At 61.1% G+C, this 16,872-nt stretch carries 14 protein-coding genes and 2 pseudogenes; 9 read left to right on the top strand and 7 right to left on the bottom strand.

All coding sequences use genetic code 11. The annotated features are described in order from the left end of the window. Position 1: 1 nt before the first annotated feature. From LRO94_RS04375 to pgeF, 3 genes are all read left to right on the top strand, one after another. Positions 2-2,443 carry a TonB-dependent siderophore receptor gene (locus LRO94_RS04375; RefSeq protein WP_081797674.1) on the top strand — a complete coding sequence of 814 codons (2,442 nt, stop codon included), beginning with the start codon at positions 2-4 and terminating at the stop codon, positions 2,441-2,443. 147 nt (positions 2,444-2,590) lie between these two features. Continuing rightward, positions 2,591-4,420 carry a gamma-glutamyltransferase gene (ggt, locus tag LRO94_RS04370; RefSeq protein WP_179179552.1) on the top strand — a complete coding sequence of 610 codons (1,830 nt, stop codon included), beginning with the start codon at positions 2,591-2,593 and terminating at the stop codon, positions 4,418-4,420. A 23-nt stretch (positions 4,421-4,443) separates the two neighbouring features. Continuing rightward, the gene (gene pgeF, locus LRO94_RS04365; protein ID WP_179179553.1) at positions 4,444-5,166 is read left to right on the top strand and encodes a peptidoglycan editing factor PgeF; all 723 of its coding nucleotides are present in this window, start codon (positions 4,444-4,446) and stop codon (positions 5,164-5,166) included. Positions 5,167-5,221: 55 nt separating this feature from the next. Here pgeF and ddlA read toward each other — a convergent pair whose 3' ends face one another. After that, positions 5,222-6,316 (bottom strand): D-alanine--D-alanine ligase, encoded by a 1,095-nt coding sequence (gene ddlA, locus LRO94_RS04360; RefSeq protein ID WP_179179554.1) that lies wholly within the window; start codon positions 6,314-6,316, stop codon positions 5,222-5,224. 43 nt (positions 6,317-6,359) lie between these two features. Continuing rightward, positions 6,360-6,998, bottom strand: coding sequence for a LysE family transporter (locus tag LRO94_RS04355; RefSeq protein WP_179179555.1), 639 nt, complete (start codon positions 6,996-6,998; stop codon positions 6,360-6,362). A gap of 136 nt (positions 6,999-7,134) precedes the next feature. On the opposite strand from LRO94_RS04355, the gene LRO94_RS04350 reads away from it, so the two are divergent. Beyond that, entirely contained in the window at positions 7,135-7,944 is an 810-nt protein-coding gene (locus LRO94_RS04350; RefSeq protein ID WP_032886066.1) for an AraC family transcriptional regulator, read from the top strand. A gap of 22 nt (positions 7,945-7,966) precedes the next feature. Here the strand turns inward: LRO94_RS04350 and LRO94_RS04345 are convergent, their stop codons facing one another. After that, positions 7,967-9,313 (bottom strand): MFS transporter, encoded by a 1,347-nt coding sequence (locus tag LRO94_RS04345; RefSeq protein ID WP_099601914.1) that lies wholly within the window; start codon positions 9,311-9,313, stop codon positions 7,967-7,969. A 122-nt stretch (positions 9,314-9,435) separates the two neighbouring features. On the opposite strand from LRO94_RS04345, the gene LRO94_RS04340 reads away from it, so the two are divergent. Next, positions 9,436-10,320, top strand: a complete 885-nt coding sequence (locus tag LRO94_RS04340) for a LysR family transcriptional regulator (RefSeq protein ID WP_032886062.1) — start codon at positions 9,436-9,438, stop codon at positions 10,318-10,320. A gap of 3 nt (positions 10,321-10,323) precedes the next feature. Here the strand turns inward: LRO94_RS04340 and LRO94_RS04335 are convergent, their stop codons facing one another. The 4 genes and pseudogenes from LRO94_RS04335 to LRO94_RS04325 form a co-directional block, all read right to left on the bottom strand. After that, a complete protein-coding gene (locus LRO94_RS04335; protein ID WP_095183750.1) occupies positions 10,324-10,899 on the bottom strand; it encodes a flavin reductase family protein in 576 nt (191 codons plus the stop codon). 60 nt (positions 10,900-10,959) lie between these two features. Continuing rightward, positions 10,960-11,391, bottom strand: a pseudogene (locus LRO94_RS28000) (methyl-accepting chemotaxis protein); the annotation flags it as partial. A 111-nt stretch (positions 11,392-11,502) separates the two neighbouring features. Next, a pseudogene (locus tag LRO94_RS27995) lies at positions 11,503-12,186 on the bottom strand (PAS domain-containing protein); the annotation flags it as partial. A gap of 198 nt (positions 12,187-12,384) precedes the next feature. Continuing rightward, positions 12,385-12,717 carry a DUF2790 domain-containing protein gene (locus tag LRO94_RS04325; protein ID WP_032886058.1) on the bottom strand — a complete coding sequence of 111 codons (333 nt, stop codon included), beginning with the start codon at positions 12,715-12,717 and terminating at the stop codon, positions 12,385-12,387. Positions 12,718-12,942: 225 nt separating this feature from the next. On the opposite strand from LRO94_RS04325, the gene LRO94_RS04320 reads away from it, so the two are divergent. From LRO94_RS04320 to LRO94_RS04305, 4 genes are all read left to right on the top strand, one after another. Beyond that, positions 12,943-14,262 carry an OprD family porin gene (locus tag LRO94_RS04320; RefSeq protein WP_179179556.1) on the top strand — a complete coding sequence of 440 codons (1,320 nt, stop codon included), beginning with the start codon at positions 12,943-12,945 and terminating at the stop codon, positions 14,260-14,262. Positions 14,263-14,602: 340 nt separating this feature from the next. After that, on the top strand, positions 14,603-15,277 hold the full coding sequence (locus tag LRO94_RS04315; protein WP_032886055.1) for a heavy metal response regulator transcription factor: 675 nt from the start codon (positions 14,603-14,605) through the stop codon (positions 15,275-15,277). After that, positions 15,274-16,659, top strand: coding sequence for a heavy metal sensor histidine kinase (locus tag LRO94_RS04310; RefSeq protein WP_032886054.1), 1,386 nt, complete (start codon positions 15,274-15,276; stop codon positions 16,657-16,659). The genes LRO94_RS04315 and LRO94_RS04310 overlap by 4 nt, the downstream gene beginning before the upstream one ends. Before the next feature lie 33 nt (positions 16,660-16,692). Beyond that, positions 16,693-16,848 carry a hypothetical protein gene (locus LRO94_RS04305; protein ID WP_179179557.1) on the top strand — a complete coding sequence of 52 codons (156 nt, stop codon included), beginning with the start codon at positions 16,693-16,695 and terminating at the stop codon, positions 16,846-16,848. The last annotated feature ends 24 nt before the right edge of the window (positions 16,849-16,872 follow it).

The following is a 16,872-nucleotide window of genomic DNA, read 5'->3' as shown; positions in this document are numbered from 1 at the left end:
CATGCACTTTCCAACACTCAATCCGACCCATGCCCGCAGCATGCTCGCGCTCGCCATCTGCCTGGCGTGCAGCCCGGCGGTTGCGGTGGAGCCAGCAGGCCAGCCAGCCACTCGCGAAGCGGCGGACACCCGCAGCTTCGCGATAGCGCGTCAGTCGCTGGTCAATGCACTGGATCAATTGAGTGTGCAGAGCGGGCTGCAAATTGCCTACGCGGCGGACCTCGCTCAGGGCGTCGAATCGCCCGGCGTCAGCGGCCGCATGACCGCCCTGGAAGCGCTGGCCCAACTGCTCAAAGGCACGCCCCTGAGCTTCGAGCCCAACGGCCCCAACGCGGTGATACTGAACCGCACCGAACAACCCGGCGCGGCCTTGCAACTGGGCACCACCACGGTGATCAGCAACCAACTGGGCACCGTCACCGAAGGCACTGGCTCCTACACCCCGGGGACCATCGCCACGGCTACGCGCCTGGTACTGACGCCCCGGGAAACACCACAGTCCATCAGCGTCGTCACGCGCCAGCACATGGATGACTTCGCCCTCGACAGCGTTGACGACGTGATGCGCCACACGCCCGGTATCACCGTTTCGGCCTACGACACCGACCGCAGCAACTACTATTCGCGCGGTTTCTCGATCAACAATTTCCAATACGACGGCATCCCCTCGGCCGTGCGCAACGTGGCCTATTCGGCGGGCAACACCCTGAGCGACATGGCGATCTATGACCGTGTCGAAGTACTCAAAGGCGCCTCTGGCCTGCTCAGCGGCGCCGGTTCCCTGGGCGGCACCATCAACCTGGTACGCAAGAAACCCACGTCGGAATTCCTCGGCCATATCACCACAGCGGCGGGCACCTGGGATCACTACCGCACGGAAGTGGACGTCAGCGGCCCACTGACCGAAACCGGCAATGTGCGCGGGCGGGCGGTAGCGGCATATCAGGACAACAAGTCCTGGATCGACCGCTACTCCAACAAAAGCTCAGTGTTCTACGGCATCCTCGAATTCGACCTGTCGCCCGACACCCTGCTCACCGTGGGCGCCGATTATCAGGACAGCAAACCCAAAGGCTCGACCTGGTCCGGCAGTTTCCCGCTGTTCAACTATTCGGGTGCGCTCAACGACGCCAAGCGGTCGTTCAGTAATGCCACCGACTGGAGCAGTTGGCAGCAATACACCCGCACGGTGTTCGCGAACCTGGAGCACGACCTCGGCGACGGCTGGGTCACCAAGCTGCAACTGGACCACAAGCTCAATGGCTACGATGCCCAGATGGGTGCGATCCAGTTCTACCAGCCGGCAGCGGATGGCACTGCCGACATTAACGCCCAGCGCTACAAAGGCGAGACCACCAGCGATTCCGCGGACCTGTACCTCAGCGGTCCGTTCAACTTCCTCGGTCGCGAACACGACCTGGTGGTCGGCGGCTCCATCAGCACCGCCCACTGGAAGGGCAAGGGCTACTGGGACGAAACCTTCCCCACGGCCAACCTGGTCGACTACTTCAACTGGCACGGCAACCTGGCCAAGCCGGACTGGGGCGTGGCCTCACAAGTCATCGACGACACCATTCGCCAGACCGGCATGTACGTCACCACCCGCTGGAACCTCACCGACGATCTGAAACTGTTGCTCGGCGGGCGCGTGGTCGACTACACCCTGACCGGCACCACTGACACCTACCGAGAGACCGGGCGTTTCATTCCCTATGCCGGGGCCATCTATGACCTCACGGACAACCTGTCGGCCTATGTCAGCTACACCGATGTGTTCATGCCCCAGGAAAGCTACAACCTCGACCGTAACCGCAAGCTGATCGACCCGGACGAAGGCGAGAACTACGAAGTGGGCCTCAAGGGCGAATTCCTCGACGGTCGCCTGAACGCCAGCCTGGCGTACTTCGAAGTCAAGGAAAGCAACCGCTCCCTGCCCGACGATGCATACAACAACCAGACCCCAACCCCGCCCAACTTTGCCTTCAAGGGCACCGACGCGACGACCAAGGGCTATGAGCTGGAGCTGTCCGGCGAAATCGCCCCCGGCTGGCAGTTGCAGGGCGGCTACACCCACAAAGTGGTGCGCGACGATGCCGGCAAAAAAATCTCGACTTTCGAGCCCGAGGACCAGGTGAGCATGTTCACCATCTACAAGCTCAAGGGCGATCTGGACAAAGTCAGCGTCGGCGGTGGCCTGCGCTGGCAGAACACGGTGTGGCAGGACATCTACAACGGTCCCAAAGGAACGACGGACGCGTTTTCCCAGGAGTCCTATTGGGTGGTGGACTTGATGACGCGCTACCAATTCACCAAAAACCTGTCGACGACGCTGAACCTGAATAACGTATTCGATAAGTACTACTACACCAACGTGGGTTTCTATAACTCCGCCATCTACGGCGCGCCGCGTCACTTCATGCTGACCACCCGCTGGGACTTCTGATCACTTGAGCCACACGGCCTATCCCAGGGTAGGCCGCTTTTGACGCCCTCGTTTGCCACTGTTAGTGTCCAGCCTCCCCACACACGGAGTGCTCACTGCGACGCACCTGTAAACCGCTGCCCCCAAGGACAACAGATCATTCTCAAAATGAACGGAGTTCAGCACGTGCTTTCGATTTCTCGCCGTCAGTTGTCGGTTATTGCCGCAGCCCTGGCCCTTGCGGCCTGTCACACCCCGGTCAACGAACAGCCGCCGGCACCGGAGCTGGGCTCGGGCTATCGCACCGACCTGACCACTCAACACGCCGAACGCCATATGGCCGCCGCCGCCAACCCGCTGGCCGCCGAAGCCGGGCGCGAGATGTTGCGCAAAGGCGGTTCGGCGATTGATGCAGCGATCGCCATGCAGGCGGTGTTGACCTTGGTGGAGCCGCAATCCTCCGGCATTGGCGGCGGCGCGTTCATCATGCTGTGGGACGGGAAAAAGGTGCACGCCTATGACGGTCGGGAAACGGCGCCGGCAGGCGCGACGGAGCGGTTGTTCCTGAACGCCGACGGCACACCGATGACCTTCACCGACGCGCAGATTGGCGGGCGCTCGGTGGGTACGCCCGGTGTGCTGCGCGCCCTGGAGATGGCCCATAAGAAGACCGGTCAACTGCGATGGGCCGAGCTGTTTGAGCCAGCGATTCGTTTGTCGGAACAGGGATTCGCCATTTCACCACGCTTGCACAGCCTGATCGCGGCTGACCGATTTATTGCGCAATCGCCGGAGATGGCCGCCTACTTTCTGAATGCCGATGGCACACCCAAAGCCACCGGCACGCTGCTGAAAAACCCGGCGCTGGCCGCCGTGTTCAAGCGCATCGCCAACGAGGGCCCTGACGCGCTGTACCACGGGCCAATTGCCGATGAAATTGCGCGCAAAGTGCAGGGCAATCGCAATGCGGGCAGCCTCTCCCAGGCCGACCTGAAGGGTTACGCCGCCAAGGAGCGCGAACCGCTGTGCACCGACTACAAACGCTGGAAAATCTGTGGCATGCCGCCGCCGTCGTCAGGCGCGGTTGCGGTCGCGCAGATCCTTGGTACGTTGCAGGCCCTGGAAGCCCGCGACCCGCGCCTGGCTATCGCACCGATGACACCGATAAAAAGCGCGTTGCCTGCCGGGTTTGAGCCGACGCCCGAGGCCGTGCACCTGATCGCCGAAGCCGGTCGCCTGGCCTTCGCCGACCGCGCGCTGTACCTGGCTGATTCAGACTTTACGCCGGTGCCGACCGCCGGCCTTGTCGCGCCCAACTACCTGGCCCAACGCGCCGCGCTGATCGGTGAGCGCAGCATGGGCATCGCCAAGCCAGGCCAGCCTGCGGGCATACAAGTGGCCTACGCGCCGGACCGTTCGCCACTGCGCATTTCCACCTCCCAAGTGGTGGCCGTGGACGACATGGGCGGCGCCGTGTCGATGACCACCACGGTGGAAGCCGCGTTTGGCTCCCATGTGATGGTCCAGGGCTTTTTGCTCAACAACCAGATGACCGACTTCTCATTCATCCCCGAAGAAAACGGTCAGCCGGTAGCCAACCGCGTACAACCCGGCAAACGCCCGCGCTCGGCCATGGCGCCGACCCTGGTGTTCGACCGCGAGAGCGGTGAGTTGCTGGCCACGGTCGGTTCGCCGGGCGGCTCCCAAATCATCGAGTACGTGAGCAAATCCCTGGTGGCCATGCTCGACTGGAACCTCGACCCGCAAGCCGCCATCAGCCTGCCCAACTTCGGCAGTCGCAATGGCGCTACCGAGTTGGAGGCCGGTTTGTTCAGCCCAGGGCTGAAGCAGGCGTTGAAGGACAAGGGCCATGCACTGAGCGAGATCGACATGACCAGCGGCATACAGGCCATCGTGCTCAAGCGGGACGCCCAGGGCAAGGTGTCACTGAGCGGTGGCGCCGACCCTCGTCGCGAAGGCGAAGCGCTCGGCGACTGACTTTATTGAACGGAGGTGATCCCTTGCATCAGGCTGAAAATCTCGCTGCCATCCCTGGCATCGACCACGGTTTCTGTTCGATAGATGACCCACTGCGCCCGGATGACGTGTTCATCTGCAAGCAAGTGCACAGCGCCTCAGTGATTGAATGGCAGGCGGGCCAGGTACCCAACACGATCGAGGCCGATGGTGTGTTGACGCACCACGCTCACCCGATCGCGGTGATCACCGCAGATTGCCTGCCCATTCTGTTCGCATCGAAAACGGGCGAACGGGTCGCCGCAATACATGGCGGTTGGAAGGGGCTGCAACGCGGGATTATCGCCAACGTCATCCAGCGCTTTGCTGCCGAGGGGATACCAGCCAACCAGTTGCAAGTGGCTATCGGCCCTTCGATCAAGCCGTGCTGTTATGAGGTGAGCGAAGGGTTTATTGCCGAGTTCCAGATTGACCAGGGGCACCTGTGGCAACACTGCATGGCACCGTGGAGCTTGGAGCAACCGGCACCGCTGCGGTCACCGGAAATTAGCCCGCCCCATGCAAGGCAAGCAGGTAGCGCATGGTTTGACTTGAGCGGCTATGGGTTGTTGTTGCTGCAAGCGGCGGGTATCAAGCGAGAGCAGATCGACGTGAGCGAGGTATGCACTTACTGCACCTCGCCGACGTTTGCCAGCTATCGCAGGAGAACCCATCACCCGGCGGAAGCGAAGACGTTGATTTATTCGTGGATTGCTCGTAAACCCTGACGAACCTACGCCCCCTTGTGGCGAGCGGGCTCGCCACAGGTATTTACCCCATCCGTTAGCGGCTGATCTTCAACCCCTTACGCCCCGCATGCCGCTCCAACGCCAGCTCAATCAACCGGCTCACCAACTCGCTGTAGCTCATCCCCGCCGCCTGCCATAACTTGGGGTACATACTGATGCGGGTGAAGCCGGGCAGTGAGTTAATTTCGTTGATCAGCACTTCGCCGTCGTCGGTCAAGAACACATCGACCCGCGCCAACCCTGCGCAGCCGAGCACGTCAAACGCTTCAAGGGCCAAGCGGCGAATACGCTCACTGGCTTCATGGCTGATATCAGCCGGCACCACCACCTGGGCCGCCTGGCCGTCGATGTATTTGCTGTCGTAGGAGTAGAAACCGCCGCTCACCACGATCTCGCCGCAGCCGCTTGCGACGGGGTTTTCGTTACCCAACACCGCGCATTCTATTTCGCGGCCGCGCACGGCGGATTCCACCAGCACCTTTTGATCAAACCCCAGGGCCAATTCAACGGCGGCGTGGTACTCGGCCTCGTTGCCAACCTTGCTCACACCCACCGAAGAGCCCTGGTTGGCCGGTTTGACGAACATCGGCAGGCCGAGTTTATTCACCGCAGTTTCAAAGGAAGTACGCGCGGCGTTGCTGCGGGTCAGGGTAATGAACGGCGTCACGGCAATGCCGGCGTCGCGCAGCAAGCGCTTGCTGATGTCCTTGTCCATGCACACTGCCGAGCCGAGCACGTCGGAGCCGACGAAAGGCAGGTCAGCCATGCGAAGCAGACCTTGCAGGCAGCCGTCTTCGCCGAGGGTGCCGTGGACGATGGGGAAGATCACGTCGATGTGTGCCAGCAGGCCGTTGCCGGAGGTTTCCACCACCTGCTGACTGGCTTTGCCGGGCACCACCGCCAGTTCGCGGTTGGATTGGTTAAGGGCGATGAGTGCCGGGTTTTCCTGGTTGATCAGGAAGTTCGAGGTGTCGTTGAGGTGCCAGTGGCCGGCCTTGTCGATGCCGATCAGGACCGGCTCAAAGCGTGCACGGTCAAGCGCATCGACAATATTGCGCGCCGACTGCAACGAGACCTCGTGCTCAGCCGAACGACCACCAAAAATAATCCCCACCCGCACCTTGCTCATGACTCGCCTCACTGTTGAAAGTAAGGCTTCTTACCATGGGCAGTCAGCGATTCGCTACCAGATGTGCGCCGAACAACACGTAGCAACCACCGGCAAAACGATCGAGCCATTTGCGTGAGCGACTGTAGAGGTTGGCCATGCGCGCACTGGAAAACACCAACGCCACGCAGGAATACCAACTGAACGACAAGCTGGCCATGGTGATCACCGCCAGGGTCAGCAGCATCGGCGACGGAGACGGCGGCATGGTGGAGGCGAAGATGGTGGCGACGAACAACGCGGCCTTGGGATTAGACAGGTTGCCCAACAACCCCAGGCGCCAGGCGGAAAACAGCGAACGTCGCGTGTCATCCGGCAATAGGCTCTGGCCCATCGACGGTGCCGAGCGCTTGAACAGTTTCAGCCCCAGGTAAATCAGGTAGCAGCCGCCGATGATCTTGAACGCCAGGTACAACATGGGTGCAGCGGTAAACAGCGATTTGATGCCCAGGCCACCCGCCAGCCCCCACATGATCGTGCCGGTGGACACGCCCGCCGAAGCCACCACGCCATGGCGGCGCGAACAACTGGCAGCCAACTGTGCCGTGTTGAAGAAGTTGGGCCCAGGCGTGACCACCGCCACCGTCCACAGCAGGGCCAGCGAGACCAGGGGAGCCACGTAGGCGGGGTTGATAACTTCCATTGGGCAGCTCCATCAGCGCAGGGACGAGCAAGGAGCATAGACCTCGCCAATCGCCTGCACAATCGTACAAGACCCCGGCAGACAAGGGTTGCAGACTGGGTTAACGTATTTCCATCTCTTCTTGTGACACGCCACCATGGGCAACCCCACCCACACTCTCGACTGGCTGCACCGCGCCCCGCATGCCAGCGGCCTGGATCGTATCGAGGCGTACTTTGCGGGCTTTGCGTTCGATCCCCATCGCCATGACACCTACGCCATCGGGCGTACCTTGTCTGGCGTGCAGAGTTTTCACTACCGCGGCGACATGATCCACAGCCTGCCCGGCACGACCATGGTGCTTCATCCCGACGAGACCCACGACGGCCACGCCGGCAGCGACGAAGGCTTCAAGTACCGGATGATCTACGTGGAGCCGTCACTGATTCAGCAGATACTCGGCGGCAAGCCGCTGCCGTTTATCCCCAGTGGTTTATCCACTGACCCAAGGCTGTTCCGCGCCAGCGAAGTGCTGCTGCAGAACCTCGATCATCCGATTGACCCGTTGCAGGAACAGGACGCGATGTTCGACCTGGCCCATGCGCTCAACAATGCGTCGGGGGCGATCGTCAGCCGTAAGACCTTCGATTACGTAGCCGCCGAGCGCGCCCGGGAGTTTATCCACAGCACCCTGGGCCGCAGCATCACCCTGGACGAAATCGCTGATCACGCTGGCCGCGACCGCTGGGCATTGTCGCGGGATTTTCGCGTGCTGTTCGGCACCAGCCCCTACCGCTACCTGACGATGCGCCGCCTGGACCTGGTGCGCAGTCTGCTGGCGCAGGGACAGTCGCTGGTGGACGCCGCGCTGATCGCCGGCTTCACCGACCAGAGCCACATGACCCGGCAGTTTCGCAGCACCTACGGCATGCCGCCGTCCCGGTGGGTGAAGATGCTCGGGCGCTGAGTCAGCGTTTTAAACATGCACTCTAAATGTGGGCTTGCTGTGATGAGTTCGACATGGGATGGCGCTCTTTCAGCGCCAGCACCAACACCGCTCCCACTAGCGCAATCGCCGCACTCCACCACAACGCCAACTCGATCCCACCCGCATTGGCCACCGACACCAACACCGCCAACCCCAGAGCGCCACCAATCTGCTGGCTGGTAGACGCCATCCCCGCCGCCACGCCCTGCTCCCCAGGACGGATGCCTAGCCCGGCTGCCACCCACATCGCCGTCCACGTCATGCCCTGGCCAATGCTCAGGATGAAAATCCCCGGCAGCAGCGACCAGAATCCCACCCCGGTGGGCAATGCCCAACACACCAGCGCAATCCCCACCGCGCCGGCCAATTGCCCGCTGACCAAGGTGTTGCGCAGCCCCAGCCGCGCCATCGAGCGTTCCGCTAGCCAGATGCCAAATGTGCACACCAAGGTTGCCGGCAAAAACGCCAAGCCCGCTTGCAACACGCTGTAGCCGTAGACCTGCTGGTAATACAGCGCCAGGAAGTAGTACTGCACGCCAAAGCTGCTCATGAACACTGCCGTCAGTACCATGGCCATGCGCAATTCTCGATAAGCCAGCAAGCGCAGCGGCATCAGCGGATCGCGGCCGCGATGTTCAATCCAGGCGAACAGCCCCAGCAATGCCACAGCCAAGGCGATACAACCGAGGGTCGACGGTGCCGCCCAGCCCCACTCGGGGCCTTGCACCAGGGAAAACACCAGCAACGTACCGCCGACGGTCACGGTCAGCGCGCCGCTGATATCGAAATTACGGCCGTGGGCCCGCGCGCCATCGGCAGGAATCCAATAACGCGCCGCCCATGCACAACCGCCAGCCAACGGCACGTTGACCAGAAACACCGCCTCCCAACCCCACACCTGGGTCAGCACACCGCCGAGCAAGGCGCCAAGCGCCAACCCCGCGGCTGACGCTGCGCTCCATACCGCGAACGCACGGTTGCGTGCCGGACCTTCGGCGTAGTGGGTGTTGATCAACGCCAGGGTCGCCGGGAACAACAGCGCGCCGCCCACGCCCTGCACTGCTCGCGCCAACACCAGTAACACCGCGCTGCCGCCGACCACTGCCGCCAGCGACGACAGCGCATACAGCGACTGGCCCACGCGATACAGGCGGCGCTTGCCCAACAAGTCAGTGGCACGGCCACCCAGCAACAAGAAACCGCCAAACGCTACGCTGTAGGCACTGACCACCCACTGCAATTGCTGGGCAGAGAAATCCAAGTGAGTGCCGATCTGCGGCAGCGCCACAAATACGATGGTGGCATCAAGGGCGATGATCAACTGAGCGGTGGCCAGTAACGCCAGCATCCAGCCTGAAGGTCGAGAGGGAGACATCACAGCGTCCTGTCCGAAAATGAAGTGCCGCCAGTGTCTTTTATGCCGACCAAGTGATAAATAGCCCTACCACTCTTTCAGTAATGACTTTAATCATGGATCTGAATGCTGTTCGCCTACTGGTCCGCGTGGCCGAAGCCCGCAGTTTTACCCGTGCGGCGGGTGATCTGGGGCTCACTCAGTCGGGCCTGTCCCGCGCCATCTCACGCCTGGAAAACGAATTGGGCGTGCGCCTGCTGCAACGTAATACGCGCAGCGTCAGCCTGACCCCCGATGGCCAGATGCTCTACGAGCGCAGCGCGCCACTGCTGGCGGAACTGGCCGAAACCGAAAAGCTGATGCTCGACCGGCGCTGCAGCCCATCGGGCCTGTTGAAAATCAGTACACCTTCATTGTTCGGCCGCAAGGTGGTGATGCCGGTCATCGGCGAGTTGACCTTGCGTTACCCCGAGTTGCGCATCGAAGCCGTGATGACCGACCGCCTGGTGGATATCGTCGATGAAGGCTTCGACGCGTTGTTGCGCACCGGAGAAATCCAGGACCAACGCCTGATCGCCCGCAACCTGGCACCCCTGCGATGGATCACCGTTGCCGCACCCGCCTATCTGGCGCGCTTTGGTACTCCGCAGACAATTGATGAACTCAAGGACCACCACTGCCTCACCGTGCGCAACTTACGTACCGGCCGTATGGTGGATTGGCAATTCATGATCGACGGCAAAGTGCAGGACGTCAGTGTCGAGGGGCGGCTGATCTTTGATATCGGTGATGCGATGGTCGACGGCGCCGTGGGAGGCTTTGGCATTGCCCAGGTAATGGATTTCGCCGTGCGGGATGACCTGGCCACAGGACGCCTGGTGCCAGTATTGGAGACAGTCGCCGGGCGCAGCCGGGGCATCTCGTTGGTCTACCCGCCATCCCGGCAGTACTCGCCAAAATTGATGGCGTTTGCCGAGGCGCTGGCAAACGCACGCTGGTGAGGCTTAGAGCTGCCGCCCCACAATCGGCTGGCCGATGCTTAGGAAATTGCCGCCGGCTACATGGTGCAAAGTGCGCAACTCATCATGACCTTCAAAGTGCCAGTGGCCTTCACTGAACACCCGCTCATCGGCATAGGCCGCGACCACTTCGCCTAGGAACAGGTCATAGGTCTGCTGGTTGTGGGGTTCGGGAAGCAGGCGACATTCCAGCCAGGCTACGCAGCCTTCCAGCAAGGGCGCATCGGTGTGTTCACCGCTGAAGGTTTGCAAGCCATACGTGGCGAACTTGTCGCGCTCGGTGCCGGTGGTATTGCCGACTGTCTGAACCAGATCGGCCTGGGCCGCGCAGGGCACCTGCAGCACGAACGTGCCGGCGCCTTCCAACAGCTGACGGGTCCAGGTGGCCTTGTCCAGCACCACAGCGACTTTCGGCGGTTCGAAGTCCAGCGGCATGGCCCAGGCCGCCGCCATGATATTGCGCTGGCCGTTGTGGGCCGCACTGACCAGCACGGTCGGGCCGTGGTTGAGCAAGCGATAGGCCTTGGACAGCGGAACGGGGCGGCAGTGGGCAGGGCTCATGGAGGATCGGCTCTTCTAAACGGAAAAAACCTACGATACCTCAAGCATGAGCCCTACGGGTCAGGTCGACAGCTGGTTAGCGAATTGCCCCACAGCGCTGACCACCTTCTGTGCGCCGTCCTGGATCTCCACAATCACCGTGCCCGCTTCCGCCGCCAGGGCCAGACCTTGCTCGGCTTGCAGACGGCCGTCGGTCATCAGGGCTACCGCATCGCGGGCCATGTCCTGGTTCTGACGCACCACACCGACGATTTCCTCGGTGGCTTTGCTGGTACGCGACGCCAATTGGCGGACCTCATCGGCCACTACCGCAAAACCGCGGCCCTGCTCGCCGGCGCGCGCCGCCTCGATGGCCGCGTTGAGCGCCAGCAAGTTGGTCTGCTCGGCGATGCCGCTGATGGTCTTGACGATGGTGCCTATCACCTGGGATTGCGCGTTCAGCGCCTCAATGCCTTCACCGGCCTGTTGCATGTGCGTAGCCAGATCGCGCATCACTTCCACCGCCTGAGTCACCACCGTGGTGCCGCGTTGGGCGCTGTTGTCGGTTTGCAGGGAGGTGGTGTACGCAATGTTCGCGGCGTCGGCCACCGTTTGTTCTCGGTTGACCTGATCGGTGATCACCGTAGCGAACTTGACCACTTTGTACAGGCGTTCATTGGCGTCCATCACCGGGTTGTAGGTAGCTTCCAACCACACCACATGCCCACGGCTGTCCACACGTTTGAAGCGCGCGGCGACGAACTCACCGTTGTTCAGACGATTCCAGAAGTTCTGGTACTCGGCGCTGTTGTACTCCTGCGGCTCACAGAACATACGGTGATGTTTGCCCTGGATCTGCGCCAGGCTGTAACCCATGCCGCCGAGGAACCGATCATTCGCGGTGAGCACATGGCCGCCCAGGTCGAACTCGATCACAGCGGTGGAACGCACCAGTGCAGTAATCAGGTTTTCATGCTCGCGCGATGCTTCGATGGTGCGGGTCAGGTCGCTGGCGTAAATCGAAAAATGCTTGATGCGCCCATCGGAACTGCGCACCGGCTGCACGATCGAGCGCAGCCACACTTCCAGGCCATTGCCACGCATCAACCGCACAGTGCCAGCGAAGTGCTCGCCACGTCGCAGTGCGTTGTTGAAGCGCTGCTGGAACTCATCCCTGCGTACATGAACTGGCACCAAATCTTCGATGGGGCGCCCCACAATATTGCTCGACTGGTAAGCCAGCTCCTGCAGGAAATTGGCATTCGCCCATTCCACCCGACCTTCGGCGTCCAGCGTCAGGCACAACATTTCGCTTTCCAGGCTCTCCTTAACCTGCTGCAAGCTGGACAATTCTTCGCGAAGAGCCGACAGCTCCTGCTTCAAACGGGTGTTGAACATTGGTCACCGATGGTCAAATGGAGAAAGAAAGATCTGACATGCATCGGCCCTGCGGAGCCTTTCTGAAGCGTACTTTAGTGCCATTCCCGACTCTTTTTTTTGACGCCATTAACTGCCGTTATTTCGACACACGCCCATGACTTGATATTCCAAGGTAGTGAGTGTTCCGCTGGAGTCCTCATAGGTCATGCGCGAGGGCACAGGGTTACAGGCGCGGATCGGCGGTGTGACGTTGACCACCTTGGCAATGTCCAGGTCCATGCCATAGCGATACACCTGCACCTGGGGCGCGGGTTTGCCGTTTTTCTCCGCGTAGGCGGCCATGGCTTTTTCATTGCGCTCCATCATTCGGTCAAAGGTGCGGTCACCGCCGCCTTCGGCCAGTGCCCCGAATGACAACGTAGCGATCAATACACCCAAGCCAATGCGATAAAAGTTCATGGTTAATTCCTCGACTGAAAGTTCAGTGCCGAGACTAACCAACCCACCCTGTCACGATGTTCACCAGAACATTACTTATTTGTTAGGCGGCGGGGAGTTTCCAGAATTGTAATGTTCAAGCCATCCAATCGTTATCCACGGTTTGCAACTATCAGCCCGGGCCAAATCAATAAGAACGCCCACCTCCATAAGAAGCTGATAACTGCCAATACCGAGGAGCGAAACATGCAGATCCGTTATTACACCCTTCCCCTATCACTGTGCGCCGCTTTACCCCTGGCGGCGGTAGCGGTTGAAGACACGCCCGAAGGGTTTATCGAAGGCAGCAGCCTGAACGTGCTGGCGCGCAATTTTTACTTCAATCGCGATGATCGCAAGGGCCAATCCAGCCCGACCGGCAATGGTTATTCGGAAGCCTGGGCCCAGGGTTTGATCGGTAAATTCGAGTCTGGCTTTACCCAGGGCACCGTGGGGTTTGGCCTGGACGCCTTCGCCATGGTCGGCGTGAAGCTCGACTCGGGCACCGGCCGCAGCGGCGGCAAGGGCTCGTTCGGTGTGATGCCGGTGGACAGCAACAACCATCCCGAAGACAGCTACAGCAAAGTGGGCGGCGCGGCGAAATTGCGCGTATTGGACACGGTGATCAAGGCCGGCGACGTGTTCCCGCTTACGCCGGTGGTGGCCTACGGCGATTCACGGGTGCTGCCGGAAAGCTTCCGTGGCGTGACCGCGCAGAACACCAGCCTGGAAGGCCTGACCTTGCAGGGCGGGCGCCTGAGCGGCATGAGCCAACCGGCTGAAAGCGGCATGAACAAAGGCTTTGCGACGTTTTACGCAGGCCCCGTGGACTCGCCATGGATCGCCTATGGCGGCGGCGATTACCAGTTCAACAAACACCTCAGCCTAAGCCTCTATAGCAGCCGACTCAAAGACGCGTGGAACCAGTATTACGCGGGCAGCGCGGCCAGTTACCCGCTGAGCGACGACGTCTCGTTGTTCGGCGACCTGAACGTCTATAAGGCTGTGGACGAAGGTAAAAAACTGCTCGGTGAATTCGATAACACCATCTGGAGCGCCCGACTCGGCGTGAAGGTCGGCGCCCACAGCCTGGCCGTGTCCCATCAACGCAACAACGGCGATGACGACTTCGACTACCTGCGCAACTCGGACTCGATCTTCCTCAACAACTCGATCCAGTACAGCGACTTCAACTCGCCCAAGGAACGCTCGTGGATGGTTCGCTATGACCTGGACATGCAGGCCTTCGGCATCCCCGGCCTGTCGTTCATGACCCGCTACGCCAAAGGCACCGGCGCCGATTACAGCAACGCCAACGCGGTGTACATGCGCCGCGATTCAGCCGGCGATCCGCTCACCGATCAACGCCGATGGGAGCGGGATATCGAAGCCAAGTACGTGGTGCAAAGTGGCAACTTGAAAGATCTGTCGCTCAGGCTGCGCCAGGCCACCGTGCGCTCAAGTGCCTTCGAGTCGGACCTGGAAGAAGTTCGCGTGATTATCGAGTATCCGTTGGCCGTGCTCTAGGTGTTCCACTTACATTCAGTTGCCGATGCCGTACATCTGTTCACAAGTTGAAGTCTGTCAGAACTGTAATATCGGCCCCACCTTCTCGTTAAGTTGCACTTTTTATACTGCACATCGAACACACTTCATCTCTGCAGCTTTTGTGTAGCTCCTTTGGAACAGAGATGAATTTTTACGCCCCATCTGGGGCGTTTTTTTTGTGCGTGTGTTCAGCGACGAATCGTCGCAGCGGCCTGGGCTGCCTTGACCCTAAAGCTACTTCAGGCTTCAGAGTTTTCCTACAGATCCCTCAGAGCCTCTATGAGGCCATCTCCTTTCGTTTCCTTGAAGGTAAATCCCCATGCGTATCCTTGTGGTTGAGGACGAGCAGAAAACCGCCGATTACTTGCAGCAAGGCCTGACCGAAAGCGGTTACGTCGTCGACTGCGCCGCCAGCGGCATCGACGGTCTGCACCTGGCCAGGCAAAACACCTATGAACTGGTGATCCTCGACGTCAACCTGCCCAACACCGACGGTTGGGAAGTGCTGGAGCAACTGCGCCGTGAGGGCAATCAGCGCGTGATGATGCTCACAGCGCGAGGGCGCCTGGCCGATAAAATCAAGGGCCTGGACATGGGCGCCGACGATTACCTGGTCAAACCCTTCGAATTTCCCGAGTTGCTCGCCCGCGTGCGCACCCTGCTACGGCGCAGTGAACATATCCCGCTGCCGGAGGTGCTGCGCGTCTCGGACCTGGAGTTGGACCCACGCCGGCATCGTGCCTATCGCGGCAACCGGCGCATCGACCTGACCACCAAGGAGTTCGCCCTGCTGCATGTGCTGATGCGCCAGACCGGCGAGGTGATGACCCGCACGCAGATTATTTCCCTGGTGTGGGACATGAACTTCGATTGCGACACCAACGTGGTGGAAGTCTCCATCAGCCGCCTGCGCGGCAAGGTCGATGACCAGAGCGAGGTCAAGCTGATCCACACCATTCGCGGCGTGGGTTATGTGCTGGAAGCGCGCCAATGAAGACCAGCAGCCTATCGATGCGCCTGGGCCTGACGGTCAGCCTGATGGGCGCGGGGCTGGTCGTACTGCTCGCCACCCTCGCCTACCTGGCCCTGACCCACGAATTGGAAAACCTCGCGCGCAAAGGCCTGGAAAACAAGATGGAGCAGTTGGAACACAGCCTGCGCCAGGATTTAAAACCCCACGACATCGCCGCCCGCCCTCACTCGTTGCTGGACCTGGTGATGGGCCACGACAACATCTACCTGACCATCACCGGCACCCAGCCTGACGCGCCGGTGCTGCTCAGCGTTGGCGCCAAACCTCAGCAGCCGCTGTTGCTCGACGCCCCCGCCGGCAAAAACCTGGCCTACGTGAATTGGGTGGACGGTCGCGACAATCGCATCCTCACCGCCACCCACGTGATGCCCTTGCGCGGCGGCGAGTATGTGCGGGTATTGCTGTCGCTGGACCGCTCCGACGATGAAGCGTTACTCAGCGCCTACCTGCGCTCCACGGTGATCGCCTTGCCGTTGTTGTTGATCCTGATCGGCATGGGCGCCTGGTGGCTGGTGCAACGCGGCTTGGCACCATTGAAGCAGTTCAGCCATGTGGCGGCCCAAGTCACCACCCAGGACCTGACCCATCGGTTGTCTGTGGATAACCTGCCCAAGGAACTGGGCGAGTTGGCCCAAGGTTTCAACGTGATGCTCAATCGCCTCGATGCCGGGGTGCAGCAGCTGTCGCAATTCTCCGACGACCTGGCCCACGAACTGCGCGCGCCGTTGACCAACCTGATGGGCAAGGCCCAAGTGACCCTGTCCCGCGAACGCCCTTCGGACGAGTACAAAGCCGGGCTGGAATCCTGCACCGAGGAAATGGAACGCCTGTCGCGCATCGTCTCCGACATGCTGTTTCTCGCCCAAGTCAGCCACCCGGCGGCACGGGCCGGGTTTGGCGCGGTGTCACTGGGGGACGAAGCGCAGCGGGTGATCGAACTGTTCTCCCTGAGCGCCGAGGACAAGCAGGTCACCCTGAGCCTGCGCGGCGACGCGTGGGTGAACGGGGATCGCCTGATGATCCAGCGCGCCATCTCTAACCTGCTGTCCAACGCGATCCGCCACACGCCCAGCGGCGCCAGCGTGTTGCTGCTGGTGGAAACCTACGACCAGAGCGTGGCGCTGTCGGTGGGCAACCCCGGCCGAGGCATAGAAACGCAGCACCTGCCGCACCTGTTCGAACGTTTCTACCGCGCCGACAGCAGTCGCACCCGCGCCGAAGGCGGCACCGGGTTGGGACTGGCCATCGTGCAATCGATCATGCACCTGCACCAAGGGCACGCCGACGTCAGCAGCCAACCAGGGTGCTTTACGCGGTTCAGACTGGTGTTTCCCCTTCCTTGAACACGCCGTTTTTTAGTGATCAGGCTTGTTGTGGTGAGCGGGATTATTGTGGTCACCGCACTTGTTGTGCCGATCGAGCTTATTGCGGTCACCGCACTTGTTGTGCCGAGCGGAATTATTGTGGTGAGCGGGCTTGCCCCGCGCTGGGCTGCGAAGCAGCCCCAAAAACAGGCGCTGCGGTTTGTCTAAAAAACCTCGGTAGCCGGATTAGGG

This window comes from Pseudomonas sivasensis (assembly GCF_021391435.1).
Taxonomy (GTDB): Bacteria; Pseudomonadota; Gammaproteobacteria; order Pseudomonadales; family Pseudomonadaceae; genus Aquipseudomonas; species Aquipseudomonas sivasensis.
Note: the sequence above shows the minus strand (reverse complement) of the source record. Positions and strands in the feature narration are given on the sequence as shown.

Bases quoted from the DNA above. Each gene is read 5' to 3' on its own strand.
- LRO94_RS04320 (WP_179179556.1), top strand. From the start codon at position 12,943: ATGCAGATCCGTTATTACACCCTTCCCCTATCACTGTGCGCCGCTTTA.
- LRO94_RS04345 (WP_099601914.1), bottom strand. From the start codon at position 9,313: ATGCTGGCGTTACTGGCCACCGCTCAGTTGATCATCGCCCTTGATGCC.
- ggt (WP_179179552.1), top strand. From the start codon at position 2,591: ATGAACGGAGTTCAGCACGTGCTTTCGATTTCTCGCCGTCAGTTGTCG.
- LRO94_RS04315 (WP_032886055.1), top strand. From the start codon at position 14,603: ATGCGTATCCTTGTGGTTGAGGACGAGCAGAAAACCGCCGATTACTTG.
- LRO94_RS04310 (WP_032886054.1), top strand. From the start codon at position 15,274: ATGAAGACCAGCAGCCTATCGATGCGCCTGGGCCTGACGGTCAGCCTG.
- LRO94_RS04350 (WP_032886066.1), top strand. From the start codon at position 7,135: ATGGGCAACCCCACCCACACTCTCGACTGGCTGCACCGCGCCCCGCAT.
- LRO94_RS04335 (WP_095183750.1), bottom strand. From the start codon at position 10,899: ATGAGCCCTGCCCACTGCCGCCCCGTTCCGCTGTCCAAGGCCTATCGC.
- LRO94_RS04355 (WP_179179555.1), bottom strand. From the start codon at position 6,998: ATGGAAGTTATCAACCCCGCCTACGTGGCTCCCCTGGTCTCGCTGGCC.
- ddlA (WP_179179554.1), bottom strand. From the start codon at position 6,316: ATGAGCAAGGTGCGGGTGGGGATTATTTTTGGTGGTCGTTCGGCTGAG.
- LRO94_RS04340 (WP_032886062.1), top strand. From the start codon at position 9,436: ATGGATCTGAATGCTGTTCGCCTACTGGTCCGCGTGGCCGAAGCCCGC.
- LRO94_RS04375 (WP_081797674.1), top strand. From the start codon at position 2: ATGCACTTTCCAACACTCAATCCGACCCATGCCCGCAGCATGCTCGCG.
- LRO94_RS04325 (WP_032886058.1), bottom strand. From the start codon at position 12,717: ATGAACTTTTATCGCATTGGCTTGGGTGTATTGATCGCTACGTTGTCA.